The following is a 17,498-nucleotide window of genomic DNA, read 5'->3' on the forward strand; positions in this document are numbered from 1 at the left end:
CGGGAAGGGGGCGGCCAGTCTGCTGCGCGAGGCCCTGTCCACGGTGCGGGCCATGGGCACCACCGCGCAGATCGTCGTACGGGCCGACTCGGCGTACTTCTCGCACAAGGTCGTCGACGTCTGCCGCAAGGCCGGCGTGCGCTTCTCCCTCGCGGTCGCGGTGAAGAAGACCATCCGCACCGCGATCGAGCAGATACCCGCCGACGCCTGGACGGCGATCGCATACACGAACGCGATCTGGGACAGCGAGGAAGACCGCTGGATCTCCGACGCGGAGATCGCCGAGATCCCCTTCACCGCGTTCACCAGCAAGAAGAAGACCTTCCACACCACGGCCCGCTTGATCGTGCGCCGGGTCAAGCGGCTGAACCCGAAGTCGGTGCCCGACGGGCAGGCCGAACTGTTCGGGGTCTGGCGCCACCACGTCATCTTCACCGACAGTCCGTTCGTCCTGGCCCGGGCCGAGCCGATGCACCGCGAACACGCCTGCGTGGAGCAGGTCTTTGCCGATCTGGAGGACTCCGCCCTCGGCCACCCGCCCTCGGGGAAGTCCACCGCGAACGCCGCCTGGCTGACCCTGGCGGCCGCCGCCCACAACCTCACCCGCGCCGCCGGCCGCCTCGCCTCGGTCTTCCACGCCAAGGCGCGGACCGGCACCATCCGCCGGCACCTGATCCACATCCCGGCCCGCCTCGCCACCCGCGCCCGCACCATCACCCTGCACCTCCCCGAACGCTGGCGCTGCGCCGACGACTTCACCGACCTGTGGACGGCCACCGGACAACGCGCCCAGACCTGACCCGCCGGACCGACCGCCCGCCCACGACCCGAAAGACCTCGGAGAACCCGCCACCGGAACGGCCATCCGGAAAACACCACTGCCCAAATCCGAGAATCCACCCCGAAAGCGATCACACCGCGCAATCAGAGATCACGCGGTGGATCGAGGCTCATCGCTCACCACGACGGTCTTCAACCCAACGCAGCATGAGGCGGTTTGAAGCCTCCCCCCGCAGGGCGACTCGAAGGGCCACGCCTTCATCTTTCACATAGCACCGCGTCTGCAGCTCTGCCTACACAGAGCTGCCTCTGACGTTCAGGACACAACGAAGGGCCAAATCCTTCATCTCTTGCACAGCATCAATCGCAGCGGCTCCCCTACATTGAGCCCCTCCTCTTGTTCGTGGCACACAGCCTCTTCCAACCTCACGTCGATGCGTGGTGAAGGACCAGGACGGCCTTCACGACGTCGGTGACTCGGTTGGTGCTGCAGCGGAGTTTCCGCAGGAGGCGCCACAGTCCGTTGGCGCCCCAGGCGTCGGCCCGTCGTTCGGCGTCCACGGTGGTCAGGCCACGTGCCGGAACCACTGCGAGCGAGCCGGCCACGTCGGCGGCGTCGCGTCGGTGGGCATTCGGCTGCGGGCCCCCGGCACCGGCAGAGCGCTGCTCTCGGTCGTGGTCTGCTGAGGCAGGGTCATCCCCGGCTGCGGACCACGGTGACGGGGCAGTGGGCGTGATGCAGCAGAGCCTGACTGACGGAGCCGAGCAGCAGGCCGGTGAAACCACCGCGTCCCCGGGCGCCGACGACGACCAGCTGGGCGTCGCGGCTGGCGTCGAGCAGGGCCGGGCGGATCCGGGCACGCTCCAGCCGCCGCTCCACCGTGACGTGGGGAAAGAGCTTCTGCCAGGGCGCGATCGTCTCGTCCAACAGGCACTGCTCGGCCTCTCGGAGCCGTTCGATATCCACCACCATGGCGTTGAGGGGGTCGCCGGGGCCTTCGTAGGCGCCCTCGCTCCAGGTGTTCCAGACATGGAGGGCCACCAGCGGTGCCCCGCGCAGAGCGGCCTCGGCGAACGCGAACTCCACCGCCGCCCCACCGGCATCGGAGCCGTCGACGGCCAGCAGCACCGCTCCGGACGGCTCGGTGCGGCCTCGCACCACCATCAGCGGGCAACGGCCGTGCGCGGCCAGATGCACCGCCGTCGAGCCCAGCAGCAACCCCGAGAACCCGCTCAGCCCCCGGCTGCCGACGACGGCCAAGGAGGCCGACCTCGATTCGATCTCCATCACCTCCAACGCGTCCCCCGCCACCACCGACCGGGTCACGGCCACGCCCGGTGCCGCCGCGTGGGCCCGTTCCTCGGCGTCGGCCAGCACTCCCCGGGCCATCGGCTCCAGACCGTCGTCGGCCGGGCTCCACGGCGGCCCGCCGGCCGGACGGTGTCCGGGCGCATAACCGAATGCGTGCACGATCCGCAGCGGAACACCACGCAGGCGTGCCTCACGAGCCGCCACGTCGACCGCCTCAAGGCTGGAAGCGGAACCATCCACCCCTACGATCACCGGATCAGTCATTGCAGTCTCCCGTCCCTGGGCGCCGCCGATGCGCGGCTCCGTGATCCTCATCCTTGTCGCGGCCAATCCATTGCGCCCAGGGACCAACGGGCCGCCTTCAGGACCATTCGGTCCTGAAGGCGGCCCTGATGCCGTCGCGACCGAGCAGGGCACCCGCTTTGCGAACGCACAAGGCCTGCGGCGCCATCGCCGTCTGTCCGGCAGTCCGCTTCCGCACCCCAGAACGCATCGGCGAGCCCCGCACCGTGGCGTGGTCAGTGCCGCGCGCCCGCCGCCCGCACCACGACGACCGGGCAGTGGGCGTGGTGCAGCACGGCCTGGCTGACCGAGCCGAGCAGCAGTCCGGCGAACCCGCCGCGCCCTCGAGCGCCGACCACCACCAGCTGTGCGGAGCGGCTCGCGTCGATCAGAGCCTCACGCGTTCGGCCGTGCACCACCCGGCGCTCCACCACCACGTCCGGATACCGTGCCCGGTAGCCCGCGAGCGCCTCGGACAGCAGCGTGTCCTCCTCCTCGGCGAGAGCGCCCGGTGGGTTGGCATACGGGGCGGAAGCGTCCTGCGGAGCGGGCAGTGGCGCGTTCCACGTCGTCCAGGCGTGCAGCGCCACCAGGGGGGCCTTCCGCCTCTCCGCCGTGGCGAAGGCGAAATCGACCGCCGGTGCGCCCGCCTCCGACCCGTCGACGCCCAGCACGACCGGACCGTCCGCGAGGGGTTGCTCGCGGACCACCAGCACCGGACACCGCCCGTGTGCCACCAGGTGCACCGCAGTCGACCCGGCCAGCAGCCCCACAAACCCTCCCAACCCCCGGGAACCCACCACGACCAGCTCGGCCGCACGGGATTCCGCCTCCAGGACGGTCAGGGGCTCGCCGGTCACCACGGCGTGACTGACCTCGACATCCGGCGCCACCACCTGCGCCCGCCCGACCGCCTCGGCCACCAGCCCCCCGGCCGTCTTCCGAAGTCCGTCCTCCGACGGATCCATCGGCGGCGGCCCCAACGGCGACGCGCCTCCTGGAGAAGGGCGAGGAAGCACGTACGTCACCGGCCAGACCAGCGCGTGCACCACCCGCAGCCCTGCCCCGCGCGCCCGCGCCTCCCGAGCCGCCGCCTCCACCGCGGCGAAACTCGACTCCGACCCGTCCACACCCACAACCACCAGACCACTCATCGTGCCTCCTACGTCAGGGCCGTCTGACCTCGTCTCCCAGCTCACCCCACACGTGCTTCCCCTGCCTTGGGGCGTGTGGGCCACTTTCAGGGCCGACCGGCCCGCCACGCTCGTCCGACACGACAACTTCGGCGACCCGGCCGAAGCCAGTCGGAGTACGAGGCCCGTCCGGCCCTCCGTCCGGGGCCGTACGGGCCCTGCCGGCCCCAGCACAACGCGGGGAAGAGTGCCCTGTGGGACTCCGCGGCCGACGCCGGAACTTGAGCTGTTGTCCTCGGGTGCCGAATACCTAGGGCGCGGCGGTCGGGTACCGAGCCGCACGACAACCAATTCGCGGCGGATGGGATGAGTGCACGTGGACGTCAACGAAGTGCTACTGCCGGGTGTGGGACTCCTCTACGAGTTCGTCAATCTGGAGGGCGACAAGGTCGGTGTGGTCGCACGGCGCTCGGGCGACTTCGAGCTGGCGATCTACGGAGAGGGGGACCCGGATCAGGCACGGGCCATGTTCCGGCTCACCGGCGAGGAGGCCGACGTCCTCGCTGAGATCCTGGGCGCGCCGCGCATCGCCGAGCGGTTCGCGGATCTGACCAAAGAGGTGCCCGGGCTCAGCGCCGGGCAGGTCGAGGTGCTCGCCGGCACCCCGTTCGTCGGCCGCCCACTGGGACAGTCCAGGGCACGGACCCGGACGGGAGCGTCGATCGTGGCGATCGTCCGCGGTGAGGAGGTCATCCCGTCCCCCGGGCCGGAGAAGGTCCTCAGTGCGGGGGACGTACTGGTGGTGATCGGGACCCGCGAGGGAATCGCCGCAGTGGAACAGCTCGTCCGGGGCTGAGCGGATGCATATCTCGGTCGCCCTGTTGCTCGAGCTGGGCATCATCCTCACTTTCCTGAGTCTGCTCGGCACGCTGGCGCGACGCTTCGCGCTGTCCCCGGTCCCGCTGTACCTCCTGGCCGGCCTGGCGCTGGGCGAGGGAGGGATCGCCCCCGTCCCAGCAGCCGGCTCCTTCGTGGAGACCGGCGCGGGCATCGGCGTCGTTCTTCTGCTGCTGGTGCTCGGTCTCGATTTCACCGTGCCGGAGTTCACGGTCAGCCTGCGTCGCCACCTGCCCTCGGCATGGGTCGACCTCGTACTGAACGCAACCCCCGGCGCGGTGGCGGGCTGGTTGTTCGGGCTGGACGCAGGAGGTGTCCTCGCGCTCGCCGGGGTGACCTACATCTCCTCCTCGGGCATCATCGCCCGGCTCCTGGGCGACCTTCGGAGGATGAGCAACCGCGAGACCCCGGCAGTACTGTCCGTGCTGGTGCTGGAGGATTTCGCGATGGCCGCGTACCTTCCGCTCCTCGCCGTCGTGGCCGCCGGGGGCACATGGCAGCAGGCCTTGCTCGGGGTGCTGCTGGCCCTGGGCGCGGTGGCGGCCGCGCTCACCCTGTCCTACTGGTGGGGGCATCACCTTGGACGAGTGCTGTCGCACCCCGACGCGGAGCAGTTGCTGCTGCGCGTCCTGGGCGTGACACTGGTGGTCGCGGCCCTCGCGGAAGCCGTCCACGTCTCGGCAGCGGTCGGTGCCTTCCTGGTCGGGCTCTCCCTCTCGGGTGAAGCCGCCGACCGGGCACGGAAGGTACTGAGCCCGCTGCGAGACCTGTTCGCCGCCGTGTTCTTTCTCGCCATCGGCCTGTCCATTCCCCCGGACTCGCTGCTGCCGGTACTTCCGGTCGCCCTGCTCCTGGCCGTGGTCACCGCCACGACGAAGGTGGCGTCCGGTTGGTACGCGGCACGCCGCGAAGGAGTGGGACGCCGAGGACGGCTGAGGGCAGGAACCGCGCTCATCGCCCGGGGCGAGTTCTCCATCGTCATCATCGGCCTCATGGGCACCGGTCATGACCGGCTCGGCGCCCTGGTGGCCGCCTATGTCCTTGTGCTCGCCGTGGCCGGCCCCGTCATCACCCGCTTCACGGGACCGCGCCCCTCAGATTCGAGGCGCTCACCGCGCCGCAGCACGCCGGTGTCCTGATCCGCCAGACGGCACCACGCCCCATGTTGCTGGCGTCCAGCCTCGAAGGACCGCCGTATCGGATGGTCCTGGCACTTTCCGCCCTACCGGTGGCAGTTGGGTGCCCAGGCTCTGAGTAAGGTGCGCGCCCGGGGGTTCGACGCGGCGACAGTGCGGGCCATGTGTGCCGCGGACGCGGAGTTCGGGCGCTCGATCGCTGTCTGGGTCGGCTCGGTGGTCGCATGCCGGCTCCGAGCGACACGTGAGCGGCTGCTCAACCCGAACGCTCATCGCGGCGACGAAGCCGGAGCGTGAGCACGCCCTTCGCACGCCGCCGGTCGTCTCGTGCCGCGCACGACGCGAGCGGTGAGTGGTCCGCCGGTCGACCGGCGGACCACCTCAGTCCTGGTCGATGGAGCATCTCCTGCTGAACAACCACGCCACCTGCAAGGCGTCGGTGCTCACGGTAAGACTGCCGACACGCCCAGGCTCCACCCACGCGAGCGGACGTTCCGCCCGTACAGAACAAGAGCCGGCCCCCACCTTCGCCTGCCCTGCGAGCGCCCCGCTTCCGGGCAGCCGGTCTCGACTCTCAGCTTGAGTACGCATGAAGAAGACGGCCACCCCGGTGACCGCCCTGGCGGCGATAGCTTCCGGGATGGCGCCGGCTCCTGTGGCATTCGCGGGCGACGCTTCGCACAACGGAGAACTGCACGCTGCGCTCTCACCGATCCCCACGAGCAAGGTGACCGTCTCGGGTACGGCCACGGTGCACCTCAAGGGGACCAGGCCACCGTGACGATCAAGACGCAGCGTCTGCTCGCAGACGCCCCGCACACCCAGCACTTCCGTATCGGAGTCAAGGGCCGATGCCCGCCGGCCTCCGCGGCGAAGCAGTACAACGGACAGCTCAGCCTCAACACGACCGACCGCCTGCCCTTCTACGGCACGATCGGCGCCGCGCTCGCCACCCCCGGCGCCACCGGGGCCGACCACCCGGCCCTCGCGGTCGGCCGCTTCCCCAAGGGCGCCTCGTACACCTACCGCCGCACCATCACGGTCAACGACGAAACCGCCAAGAGCCTGCGGAACGAGAACGCCGTCGTCGTCCACGGCATCGACTTCAAGGGCAACGGCTACGGCACGTACGGCAACGTCCTCGGTCCCAGCGACCTCGACCCCACCCTGCCCTCCGAGGCCGCCAGTCCTGCCCTCTGCGGCCCGCTCAAATGGCGCCCGCAGGAACGGTCGCAGGTGGAATGGGCGGCACACAGGACAGCGACACGGTGGCCCTGACCGCCGCCGGCGGCCTGCTCACCGCCGCTGCGGGCACGCTCTACCTGCGCCGCCGCAGCAGCCGCCGGAGCTGACCGGCACGCGTGACCGACTTCCGAACATTCCCCCCACTCCGGTTCCAGCACGACCACGACAGGGCAGCCGGAGTGGTGCAGGACCCTGTGGGCGACCCGTCCAAGGCGGGGCCCCAGGCGGCCGGGGCGTCGTCGGCCGACGACGAGGAGGCCGGCGTCTCGCGAAGCGGCGAGGAGGACCCTGTGGGCGGGGCCCTCCACTGTGCGCCGCCGCAACCGAACCTCCATGGGAGCGTCGGCGAGAGCTTCCTCCAGCTCCTTGGCCGCCCCTTCCTCGTGCAGCCGCTCGGGGCCACCCGTGAGCCGAGGGTGGTCGACCGTCTCGTGCATGGGGCACCGCCACGCCCGTACCGCCTCCAAGGGGACACCGCGTCGCTCCGCCTCGGCGTAGGCGAAGCGCACGGCCGCTGTCGGCGCATCGGCCACTCCGACGACGATGTGGTGCTGATGTCCGCCGACCGCGCGGTTGCTGTGGTTGCCGCGGATCACGATGACCGGGCAGTGCGCTTGTGCGGCCACGGTCAGGCTTACGGAGCCCAGGAGCAGATCTGCGAGACCGCTGCGTCCACGGGTGCCCACGACCACGGCGGACGCGTCGCGGCTTTCGCGCACGAGGACGTGCTCAGGCTCCTCCAGCACGTCGGCGGTCGTCACGGGCAGCTCGGCATGATGGCGCAGCGCCCGCAGGGACGCGGCCGCGAGGATGTCCCCCGCGGTGACACGCCCGGACGTGCTGCCGACCTCCGGCGCGAGTGCGGGCCCTTCGTAGCGCTCCCACAGGGAGGCGTACACGATCCGCAGGGGCACCCGGCGCAGGGCTGCCTCGTCGGCCGCCCAGTCGACGGCCCGCAGGCTGGGCTCGGAGCCGTCGACTCCGACGACCATGGGCAGGCTCATCGCTCTCAGCCGCCCGCGCCGAGGTCGAAGACGATGCGGGCCTTGACCTTGCCGTGCAGGAGCTCGTCGATCGATTCGTTGACGGCGGTGAGCGGTCGGGTCTCCTGCGTGACCTTCGTCCGGCCGGCCTCGTGGAGCTGGAAGACCTCCGCGAGGTCCTGGCGGGTGCCGACGATGGAGCCGATCACCGAGGTGCCGTTGAGCACGGTGTCGAAGATGGGCACCTGGATGGTGCCGTGCGCGGGCAGGGCCACCATGACGAGCTTCCCACCACGCCGCAGACCCGAGTTCACGGCTTCGAAGGCCGCCGGGCTGACCGCGAGGGCGAGGGCTGCGTGGGCGCCGCCGTGCCGCTTCAGCTCCGCCCCGACGTCCTGGGTACGGGCGTCGATGAGGATGTCGGCGCCCAGTTCCCGGGCGAGTTCGAGCTTCTCGTCGGTGACGTCGATGGCGGCGACGGTGGCGCCGGCGATCTTCGCGTACTGAACCGCCAGATGGCCGAGACCGCCCACGCCGGAGATGGCGACGAGCTGTGCGGGCCGGACGCCGGCGACCTTCAGGGCCTTGTAGGTGGTGACGCCCGCGCAGGTCAGCGGGGCGGCGTCGATGGCGCTGACGCCCTCGGGCACCAGCTGGGCGAAGTCGGCCCAGGCCAGCATCTTCTCGGCGTATGCGCCGTCGCAGCCGTAACCGGTGTTGACCTGGCTCTCGCACAGCGTCTCCCAGCCCGACAGGCAGTGCTCGCACCGCCCGCACGCGCGGCCGAGCCACGGCACGGCGACCCGTTGGCCGACGGCGAGATGGGTGACTCCCTCGCCGAGCTTCTCGACGAGGCCGACACCTTCGTGACCGGGCACGAACGGCGGGGTGGGCTTGACGGGCCAGTCACCGTGCGCGGCGTGGATGTCGGTGTGGCACAGCCCGGACGCTTCGACGCGGACGCGAACCTGTCCGGGGCCGGGCTCGGGGACGGGTCGCTCCTCGATGACGAGGGGCTGACCGAATTCCCGTACGACCGCTGCCTTCATGGTGTCCTCGTTCCTTTGTGTACGGATGTTCGTCAGTCGTGTGCGACGACGGCGACGGGCGCGGTGGAGTGGTGGAGCACCGCGTGGGTGACGGCACCGATGTGGCTGCCGAAAGGGTTACGGCGTATGCGCCGGCCTACGACGACGAGGGAGGCGTCACGGGAGGCGTCGATCAGGAGAGCGGCGGCGCTACCCGGGCGGGAAACCTCGACAACCTCGACGTCCGGATACTTCTGCCGCCACGGACGCAGGATCTCGGCAAGTCCGTCGGCCCGCTGCCGGGAGAACTCCTCGTGGTGCTCGAAACCCGGCCCGACGGTGTACACGGCGTAGGGCCACGAGTCCCAGGCCCGGACCGCGTACAAGGCGGCCTCACGACGCTTCGCCTCCTCGAAGGCGAAGGCGAGGACGGCGTCATCGGGGCTTCCGAGGCCGAGGACGACGGGGCGGAAAGCGGTGGCGGCGGACGGAATGCCGGCGGGGTCCATGACGTGCTCGTCGGCTGCCTGCTCCCCGGCGCGCACCAGGACCACGGGCACCTGGGTCCGGGCGATCACGGCCTGCCCGACGGAGCCCACGAGGAAGCCGCCGAGCCCGCTCAGCGCCCGGGACCCCAGAACCAGCAACTCAGCGTCGCGGCCGGCTTCCACCAGAGTCTCGGTCGGCGTCCCGCTACGCTGCTCGGTGCTCACCTCGACCCCCGGGTGGCGCAGCCTGAGCCCTTCGGCGGCCTCGCGCGGGACCCGCTCGGTCCAGTGCTGGTGGGTCTCTGCTCCCAGGAGCGGGGCCTGGGCCATCGGTTCCGGCACCGGCATCCACACGTGCACCAGCCGTACCGGCAGGTCACGCAGCTTCGCCTCGCGCGCCGCCCATTCCGCAGCGGCTCCGCTCTCGGCCGATCCGCCGAGTCCTACAGTGATCGTGCGGGCCATGATGCTCTCCTCCGGTCTCGGATGCTCTGGTTCCAGCGTCGCTGTTCGGCCGGTTCTCGGGGCAGGGGCCGCTGGTCCCCCGATGGGGCCGACCGGCCCCATCGGCGCGGGTGTACGGCGGTCCGAAGCACCGGGGTGCTCAGCCGCAGTCATCCGTTGCCTCGGACGACCGGAAGCGGACGGCCACAACCGCGCCAGGTCGAGCGGGGCATCGCACGCGCCTTCGTCCGCGCGGTGAGGAGATACGGGCGCGGTCTTATTTGGGGGGACAGTCGTGAGGCACGACCGCGACGGGGGCTGTGGCGTGGTGCAGAACGGCGTGGGTGACCGGGCCGAGACGTCGCAGGCCCGCCTCGTGGCTGCGCCGCCCGACGACCACGAGGCCGGCATCGGCGCTGTTGGACAGCAGGACCTCGGAGGCGGAGCCGATCTCGAAGTGCTCGACGACCTCGACCTGCGGATACTTGTCGCGCCACGGCTTGAGGATGTCGGCCAGCACCTCTCTGTTGATCTGCTCCAGACCGTTCGCCCCGTCGACCAGATACAGCGAACCCGGACCCCAGGCGAGGGCCGGCGGGACGCTCCAGGCATGTACGGCACGCAGGGCCGCTCCGCGTTCGACCGCGGCTGAGAAAGCGAACTCCAGGACCCCGTCACCGGTCTGCCCGGGTTCCACGCCGACCACCACCTCCGAAGCCTGCTGGGGCGTGCCGGACTGCGGCTTCCCGACCATGACGACCGGCCCGGCCGCATGGCGCAGCACCTTCATCGAGACGGAACCGATCAGGTAGCCGGTCAGAGTGCCGTAACCGCGCGACCCCAGCACCAGCATGTCGGCGCGTGCGGCTTCGGCCAGGAGGGTGGGCACCGGGTCGCCCACGATCAGCTCCGTCGTGACGTCCAAGGACGGGTGCTCCCTGACCACGCGGGACCGGGCCTCGTCGAGCATGTTCCGCACCCAGCGCTCCTCGGCCGCCCGGTCTCCGACGTACGCCACGTCGGTGGGGCGCCAGACCCAGGCGTGCACCAGTCGCAGGGCCGATCGCCGGCGCTCCGCCTCCTGGGCCGCCCACTCCGCCGCCGCAGCAGCGTGGTCGGTCCCGTCCAGTCCTACGGTGATGATGCCGGACATGTTGCCTCCTGATGCCGCCGCTGAGGGGGGGGACGACTCCAGCGGATGTGATGACGTGATGGTGTGAGCCTCACACGGGGCCGGCATCCGACTCTGGGGCCGATCGTCCCTGGTGTGGGCCTGAGCGGCCCTGATCGTGCTGTGCGACGGGCCTCCAACCGGTCCCGGGTCGGCTGGACGGCGATGTCACCGGAAGGGCCGCTCCGGGGAGCTGGTGCGTCGTGGAAGCGGAGACAGCCGTCCCCGGCGGTCTCTCAGTGCGCGTGGAGCCGACCGTACGCGCTCACAGATGGGGGACCACCGCCACCGGGGCCGCGGCGTGGTGCAGCACCGCGTGCGTGACCGGCCCGACGTGCGTGGCGAACGGTGCGCGGCGTATACGCCGCCCCACCACCAGCAGTGAGGCGTTGGAGGAGGCGTCCACGAGGTGGTGGGCTGCCCTGCCGACGACACACTGCTCCGTGACTTCCACCTCCGGGAACGCGCCGCGCCACGGTCGCAGTACGTCCGTGAGCACGCTCGCTTCGCGCAGTCCCCGGGCGACACGGTGGCCGGGGTCGGCGGCTGCGGGGTCGTGGTCGAAGACGGCCGGGGCGGTCCAGCCGTGGATGACCCGCAGCCCGGCCGCGCGAGCGGTGGCGGCTTCGAAGGCATAGGAGATCAACTCGTCACACGGCCGGGAGAGGTCTAGGCCGAGCACCACGTCGAGGTACCGGCTGGAGGCCGGGCTGCCACCGGCCCCGTCCTCGACCCGTCCGCCGAGCCGCACGACGACGACCGGGCGCTCGGCCCGTGCGATGACGGGCGTGGACACCGATCCGGCCAGGAAGCCACCGAGGACACCGAGCCCTCGCGATCCCATCACCAGGACCTCCGCCTGCTCCGTCGCGGAGAGCAGCGCCTCCGCGGGGCGCCCGATGACCTGATCGGCGCTGACGTCGAGGTCAGGATGTCTCGCCCCCAGCCGATCAGCCGTCTCAGCAAGGACGTGCTCCGCCCCGTGCCGGGTCATGGTGGTTACGCCGGATGTGGTGCCGATGCCCCCCCGACAGGGCGGGGCTGAAGAGCGGCGAACGGTCCTGCCGGGCGTGGAGGAGGTGCAGGGGCAGACTGCGCAGGCGGGCCTCTCGGGCGGCCCATGCCGCTGCGGCGAGCGATTCGGCCGAGCCGTCCACAGCGGCGATGACGATACGTCGGGACATGGTTCCTCCGAATACAGGGTGTGTCTGGATCGAGGAGCGGCGGCAGGGCGACGGCCCGGGCGCGGTGCCTGGCGGCGGCGTGCCAGCCGTCGACCGCGAGCTGTCCGGTCCCGCAAGGTGCGGCACGGTGGTGAGTTGATGCCTCTACAGGGCCGGGGTGATCAGTCCGTAGTGGCCGTCGTAACGGTGGTAGAGGACGCTGCCCCGGTCGATGCCGGTGTCGTGGAAGAAGACGAAGGGCAGACCGGTCAGGCGCAGTCGCTGGACGGCACCGTCCACATCGCTCGCGGGGACGGGAACCGTGCTGACGCTCAGCGGTCCCTCGACGTCCCGTCGTGGGCCGGGGGTCCCGAGCGATGCCATACGATGCCGGCCGCCGACAGTGTCCCGGTAGACCACGCTGTCGTGCCCTGAGGCCAGGTCGGTGAAGAGCCAGAAGTCGTGGTCCATGGCCTCCAGGTCCATCACGGCGTCCTGCGGTGTCTGCCGGGTCAGGCTGAACGACTTGTGCCGGATGATGCGGCGCTCTTCGGCCGGAAGGTGCTGGCGGTGCGGGCGGTGCTCATGACCCGAGCCATCCCGCCACGTCCGGTCGTCCGGGCCGCCACCGCGCGATCCGCGCACCCTGTACCGCCGTGCCCGGGCGATGCGCGCGGTCAGGCGTTCCTGCAGGAGATCGACGGCCTCGAACATGGTGGTCGCGGCGACATGGGCCCGCACGGGTCTGCCGTTGACGTCCACCACTGCCTGAGCCGAAGCCGGACGGGCCGCCGAAGCATTGGCGGCTTGCGTGAGCTTCACGTGGGCCGACAGGACCGGCTCGCTCACATGGCTGATCACCACGAGCACCTTCCTCCGGGCGTAGGCGTCCGCCTCGTCGGGCACCTGTCCTCGGTTGCGCACCTGGACGTCGACTTCTTCGCTGGTCCTGAGACCACTCATGGCAACTCCTCCTCCGTTTCCCTCATCCTGGCTCCCGCCGCTCCTTCCCGGCAGAGCCGATGGGTCCGTGCCGAGGTGCCCCCCGTACCTGGGGGAGGCCCGTACCCGAGGACCTCCGGACTGCCGGTGAGGGCCCTTCGGCCCACAGCCACCCGGGGAGCTCGGAGGGGCGGGAAGAGCCCGGTGCCCGATAGCCGTGGTGCCGCACGCCTGACCGGCGGTCGGCGCCCTGTCGACCCACGGAGGACACACCCCGGCGGGCTTTCGCCCAGAGCAGCGGGGTCCGGACCAGGCCGACCGGACAAGAGAGCAGGCGGTCCCCAGGAGGACCGCCCTTCGGCCGTCCTTCCGGCCGGGCGACCTCCAACCGGCCTGCCGGGAAGGGACCTTCGGCAGAGTCCGAGGACCGACCGGACCGGTGCCGGGGCCCGGCCCGCCGGACAGTCTGGACGAGCAAACGCATCCACGCGTGGCACGAGCAAAGGCGAGAAACCATGGCGCTGCAACAAAACCCCCGACCCCTCACGAGCAACCACTCCCCTGCTTCCCCCAGAGGCACAGCAGAGCGAGCAGCCGACGAAGGAACGGCCACGCGCGGCGGAACGACCGGTACCGCTCTTCTGCGTACCACCGCCGTGCTCCGCATCCTCACCGCATTCACCTTCCTGTGGGCGTTCTTCGACAAGGCTTTCGGCTGGGGCTACGCGACCGGGGCCGGTAAGGGGTGGGTGGACGGCGGCTCGCCGACCATGGGCTTCCTGAGCGGTGTCTCGGCCGGACCGCTGGAGGGCACCTTCCATGCCTGGGCCGGTGACGCCTGGGCGGACTGGGCGTTCATGCTGGGACTGCTGGGAATCGGTGTGGCGCTGCTGAGCGGGATCGCGCTACGGCCGGCCGCACTCGCCGGCACGGCGATGATGGCGCTGATGTGGGCGGCGGAGTGGCCTCCCGCCCGGCACCTGTCCGACGGGGCGCCCAGCATGTCGTCGAATCCGATCATCGACTACCACGTGCTGTACGCCGCCGTCCTCATCCTGCTCGCCGTGGCACTCGCCGGGCGGACCTGGGGCCTGGGCCAGGCATGGGCGCGCCTGCCCCTCGTACGCGAGAACCGCTGGCTCCTCTGACCCGGTGCCAGCCCCTGCCCTCAGCGTCCCTCGCGCCCTCGCATCACTGTCCCGTTCTTCAGCTGGGCCCCGCGGCCCATCGACTACAGGAGCACCGTCATGACCGCACACCCGCTGACCACGACGGGGAGCTTCGGCCACGCCGCCGGTCCCGGCCGGGCGGCCGCCGATCGAGGCCGCGTGTCCGCCCGGGGCCGGCCGCGGCTGGCCTCCTTACAGGACGCGACAGCCGTCGTATTCGACACCGACGGCGTCATCACCGACTCCGCCAGGATCCACGCGGGTGCGTGGAAGACCGCCTTCGACGCGTGCCTGCGCACCCATCCGCCGAAGAGCCCTGTAGCGGAGCGGCCTTTCGACGTCCAGGACGACTACCTGCAGTTCGTGGACGGCAAGGCGCGGCTCGACGGCGCCGCATCGTTCCTCGCATCGCGCAGCCTGCACCTCCCGGCGGGCGGCCCCGACGACCTCCCCGGGACCGGCACCGTGGCGGCGGTCGCCGCCCGCAAGGAGCAGGTGTTCACCGAGCGCCTGCGCCGCGGCGGCAACGAGGCGTATCCCGGGACCCTGCGGCTGTTGCGGGCCCTGCACGAGCGTACCGTGCCGATGGCCGCCGTCTCCGCTTCCCGTCACGCGGGTGAACTGCTGAAAGGCGCATGGGTCCTCGGCTTCTTCACGGTACTGGTGGACGGGGGCGAGGCGAGGCGGCTGGCACTGCCGGGCAAACCCGACCCCGCCCTCTTCGTGGAGGCGGCACGCAGGCTCACCACCCCCGTCGAGCGCATCGCCGTGATCGAGGACGCCCTGGCGGGGGTCGAGGCAGGACGGCGCGGTGGCTTCGGCCTCGTCATCGGTGTGGACCGCACCGCGGGCGAGGGCACCGGCGCCGCGCTCCTGCGACACGGCGCCGACCTCGTGGTCAGGGACCTGGCCGAGTTGTCCGACGACGGGGACACTCAGCCGTGACGGGATGGACCTGGGAGTATCACGGTTACGACCCGGCCTCGGAACGCCTGCGCGAGGCCCTGTGCACGCCGGGCAACGGGTACTTCGCCACCCGCGGCGCCGCGCCCGAGAGCCCGGCCGGGGACTTCCACTACCCCGGTACGTACGCCGCGGGCTGCTACGACCGGCTCACCTCCACGGTGGCCGGCCAGCAGGTCGACAACGCGGACATGGTCAACCTTCCCAACTGGCTCCCGCTGCGCTTCCGGGTCGAAGCGGAGAGCGACGGCGGATCCTGGCTCACGCTGGACAGCGAAGCGCTGCTCGATCATCACCAGCGCCTGGACCTGCGTGCGGGCACCCTGGAGCGGAGCATGCGCTACGCGGTGGGGGACGGCCGTGTTCTGTCCGTGCGGCAACTGCGCCTCGTGCACATGGGCGACCCTCATCTCGCAGCTCTGCGAACCGAGTTCACCGCGGACGGGTGGGAGGGCGTCGTGGCGGTCGAGGCGGCCTTGGACGGAGCGGTCACCAACGGCGGCGTGGCCCGGTACAGCCAGCTCGACGGCAGGCACCTGACCGATCTCCGCACCGGGTGCGGCGCGGCGGACCCGGCCTGGCTGACCTGCCGCACCCATACATCCGAGATCCGTATCGGCATGGCAACCCGCCTCACCACCAGCGGCTCCGTCAAGTACCGCCGTACCGACCCTGATGCGCAACGGGTCACTCAGGTGTTGCGCCTCTGTATCGCGTCGGGGCGTCCGGTCGCGGTCGACAAGGTCGTGGCTCTGCAGACCTCCCGTGATCCCGCCATCAGCGATCCCCTGGGTGCCGCGGTCGAGCGGGCCGGGCGGGCACCGGGATTCGAGGAGCTCCTCGTCTCGCACCGCGCCGCCTGGCAGCAGCTGTGGAACAGCGCGGAACTGGACGTGCCGGGAAAGTCGGGTGACATCCTGCGGCTGCACCTCTTCCACGCCCTGCAGACGCTCTCCCCCCACACAGCCGACCTCGACGTAGGGGTCCCGGCGCGTGGTCTGCACGGCGAGGCGTACCGGGGCCACGTCTTCTGGGACGAACTCTTCGTCCTGCCCTATCTGAACCTGCACTTCCCCCAGGTCTCCCGCGCCCTGCTCACCTACCGCCACCGGCGCCTCGGCCAGGCGCGGAACGAGGCCCTCCGGCGTGCTATCCCTGGCAGAGCGGAAGCGATGGCCGCGAGGAAACCCAGCAACTGCACCTCAACCCCCGCTCCGGGCGATGGCTGCCCGACCACTCACGACTCCAGCACCACGTCGGATCAGCGATCGCCTACAACGTGTGGCAGTACTGCGAGGCCAGCGGCGACACCGAATTCCTGCACACCAAGGGTGCGGAGATGCTCACCGAGATCGCCCGCTTCTGGGCGGCTCTCGCGACCTACGACGAGAGCACCGGGCGCTACCGGATCCGTGGCGTGATCGGCCCCGACGAGTACCACGGCTCCTCGGCGCCGGGCCTGGACGACAACGCCTACACCAACGTCACCGCCGCCTGGGTACTCGCCCGCACGCTCGACCTGGTGCGCTCACTGCCGCAGGTGCGCAGGGACGAACTACGGGAGCGAACCGGTCTGCAGGAAAGCGAACTCGTCCGGTGGGACGAGGTGTCACGAAAGCTTCGGGTGGCCTTCCATGATGGAGTCATCAGCCAGTTCGCCGGCTATGAGGCGCTTGCCGAACTCGACTGGGACGCTTACCGGGCGCGCTACGGCGACATCCGCCGGCTCGACCGGATCCTGGAAGCGGAGGGCGACACGGCCAACCGCTACCGGGCTTCGAAGCAGGCCGACGTCCTCATGCTCGGCTACCTCTTCTCCCCGACCGAACTGCGTCAGGTCTTCGCCCGGCTGGGCTACGAACTGGACGACGCGTTGTGGACAAGGACCGTCGACTACTACCTGCGGCGTACGAGTCACGGCTCGCCCCTCAGCGGACTGGTGCACGGCTGGGTACTGGCCCGCGCGCGGCGTGCGGATGCATGGACGTACGTCGAGGAGGTCCTGGCGGGTGATGTCGCCGACGTCCAGGGCGGCACCACGCAGGAAGGCATTCATCTGGGTGCCATGGCGGGCACCCTGGACCTGGTGCAGCGCGGGCTCACCGGTCTCGAAACACGCAACGGGGCCCTGTGGCTCGACCCGGTCCCCCTGCCGCAGCTCTCCGAGTACGGCTTCTCCCTGCGCTATCAGGGACATGTGGGGATCACCGTGCAGGTGCGGGCCGGAGACCTCCGGATCAGCGCACCAGCGTCCCAGCGGTCACCGATCGACATCAGGCTTCCCACCACAACGCTGTCGCTCGCTCCGGGGGAAACCTGCTCGCTGCCGCTGCACGACCGGTGACGCACACCCTTTCGGCAC

15 protein-coding genes and 3 pseudogenes are annotated in these 17,498 nt (G+C 70.9%); 8 read left to right on the forward strand and 10 right to left on the reverse strand.

Features of this window, described 5'->3' with window-relative positions; all coding sequences use genetic code 11:
- Positions 1-799, forward strand: a 799-nt coding sequence (locus B9S58_RS16715; RefSeq protein WP_181009339.1) for a transposase, incomplete at its 5' end; no start/stop codon positions are given.
- Positions 800-1,206: 407 nt separating this feature from the next.
- Here B9S58_RS16715 and B9S58_RS16720 read toward each other — a convergent pair.
- The 3 genes and pseudogenes from B9S58_RS16720 to B9S58_RS16730 form a co-directional block, all read right to left on the reverse strand.
- Positions 1,207-1,296: pseudogene (locus tag B9S58_RS16720) on the reverse strand (IS5/IS1182 family transposase); the annotation flags it as partial.
- Between the two features lie 178 nt (positions 1,297-1,474).
- Entirely contained in the window at positions 1,475-2,356 is an 882-nt protein-coding gene (locus B9S58_RS16725; RefSeq protein ID WP_181009340.1) for a universal stress protein, read from the reverse strand.
- A gap of 254 nt (positions 2,357-2,610) precedes the next feature.
- Positions 2,611-3,528 carry a universal stress protein gene (locus B9S58_RS16730; RefSeq protein ID WP_103532901.1) on the reverse strand — a complete coding sequence of 306 codons (918 nt, stop codon included), beginning with the start codon at positions 3,526-3,528 and terminating at the stop codon, positions 2,611-2,613.
- A 355-nt stretch (positions 3,529-3,883) separates the two neighbouring features.
- On the opposite strand from B9S58_RS16730, the gene B9S58_RS16735 reads away from it, so the two are divergent.
- From B9S58_RS16735 to B9S58_RS39125, 4 genes are all read left to right on the forward strand, one after another.
- Positions 3,884-4,363, forward strand: a complete 480-nt coding sequence (locus tag B9S58_RS16735; RefSeq protein ID WP_103532902.1) for a cation:proton antiporter regulatory subunit — start codon at positions 3,884-3,886, stop codon at positions 4,361-4,363.
- A gap of 4 nt (positions 4,364-4,367) precedes the next feature.
- Positions 4,368-5,543 (forward strand): cation:proton antiporter, encoded by a 1,176-nt coding sequence (locus B9S58_RS16740; RefSeq protein ID WP_103532903.1) that lies wholly within the window; start codon positions 4,368-4,370, stop codon positions 5,541-5,543.
- 586 nt (positions 5,544-6,129) lie between these two features.
- On the forward strand, positions 6,130-6,321 hold the full coding sequence (locus tag B9S58_RS16750) for a hypothetical protein (RefSeq protein ID WP_103532904.1): 192 nt from the start codon (positions 6,130-6,132) through the stop codon (positions 6,319-6,321).
- On the forward strand, positions 6,318-6,818 hold the full coding sequence (locus B9S58_RS39125) for a hypothetical protein (protein ID WP_258044646.1): 501 nt from the start codon (positions 6,318-6,320) through the stop codon (positions 6,816-6,818). Before B9S58_RS16750 ends, B9S58_RS39125 begins: the two co-directional genes overlap by 4 nt.
- A gap of 116 nt (positions 6,819-6,934) precedes the next feature.
- On the opposite strand, the pseudogene B9S58_RS16755 reads toward B9S58_RS39125, so the two are convergent.
- The 7 genes and pseudogenes from B9S58_RS16755 to B9S58_RS16785 all read right to left on the reverse strand — a co-directional run.
- Positions 6,935-7,789, reverse strand: a pseudogene (locus B9S58_RS16755) (universal stress protein); the annotation flags it as partial.
- A 5-nt stretch (positions 7,790-7,794) separates the two neighbouring features.
- Complete coding sequence (locus tag B9S58_RS16760) at positions 7,795-8,817, reverse strand: zinc-dependent alcohol dehydrogenase (protein WP_103532906.1); 1,023 nt, start codon at positions 8,815-8,817, stop codon at positions 7,795-7,797.
- Between the two features lie 32 nt (positions 8,818-8,849).
- Positions 8,850-9,749 carry a universal stress protein gene (locus B9S58_RS16765; protein ID WP_103532907.1) on the reverse strand — a complete coding sequence of 300 codons (900 nt, stop codon included), beginning with the start codon at positions 9,747-9,749 and terminating at the stop codon, positions 8,850-8,852.
- Between the two features lie 256 nt (positions 9,750-10,005).
- Positions 10,006-10,881, reverse strand: a complete 876-nt coding sequence (locus B9S58_RS16770) for a universal stress protein (RefSeq protein WP_103532908.1) — start codon at positions 10,879-10,881, stop codon at positions 10,006-10,008.
- A gap of 283 nt (positions 10,882-11,164) precedes the next feature.
- Positions 11,165-11,893 (reverse strand): universal stress protein, encoded by a 729-nt coding sequence (locus B9S58_RS16775; RefSeq protein ID WP_103532909.1) that lies wholly within the window; start codon positions 11,891-11,893, stop codon positions 11,165-11,167.
- A complete protein-coding gene (locus B9S58_RS39130) occupies positions 11,859-12,083 on the reverse strand; it encodes a universal stress protein (protein WP_103532910.1) in 225 nt (74 codons plus the stop codon). The genes B9S58_RS16775 and B9S58_RS39130 overlap by 35 nt, the downstream gene beginning before the upstream one ends.
- Before the next feature lie 144 nt (positions 12,084-12,227).
- Positions 12,228-13,025 (reverse strand): sigma 54 modulation/S30EA ribosomal C-terminal domain-containing protein, encoded by a 798-nt coding sequence (locus B9S58_RS16785; RefSeq protein ID WP_103532911.1) that lies wholly within the window; start codon positions 13,023-13,025, stop codon positions 12,228-12,230.
- A gap of 494 nt (positions 13,026-13,519) precedes the next feature.
- On the opposite strand from B9S58_RS16785, the gene B9S58_RS16790 reads away from it, so the two are divergent.
- The 3 genes and pseudogenes from B9S58_RS16790 (at position 13,520) to B9S58_RS16800 (ending at position 17,480) form a co-directional block, all read left to right on the forward strand.
- Positions 13,520-14,152: a hypothetical protein gene (locus tag B9S58_RS16790; RefSeq protein WP_374935685.1), complete on the forward strand. Its 633-nt coding sequence runs from the start codon at positions 13,520-13,522 to the stop codon at positions 14,150-14,152.
- 99 nt (positions 14,153-14,251) lie between these two features.
- Positions 14,252-15,118 carry an HAD family phosphatase gene (locus B9S58_RS16795; RefSeq protein WP_103532912.1) on the forward strand — a complete coding sequence of 289 codons (867 nt, stop codon included), beginning with the start codon at positions 14,252-14,254 and terminating at the stop codon, positions 15,116-15,118.
- Positions 15,115-17,480, forward strand: a pseudogene (locus B9S58_RS16800) (glycoside hydrolase family 65 protein). The gene B9S58_RS16795 and the pseudogene B9S58_RS16800 overlap by 4 nt, the downstream one beginning before the upstream one ends.
- Positions 17,481-17,498 lie beyond the last annotated feature (18 nt).

Source organism: Streptomyces sp. SM11 (genome assembly GCF_002910905.1).
Taxonomy (GTDB): Bacteria; Actinomycetota; Actinomycetes; order Streptomycetales; family Streptomycetaceae; genus Streptomyces.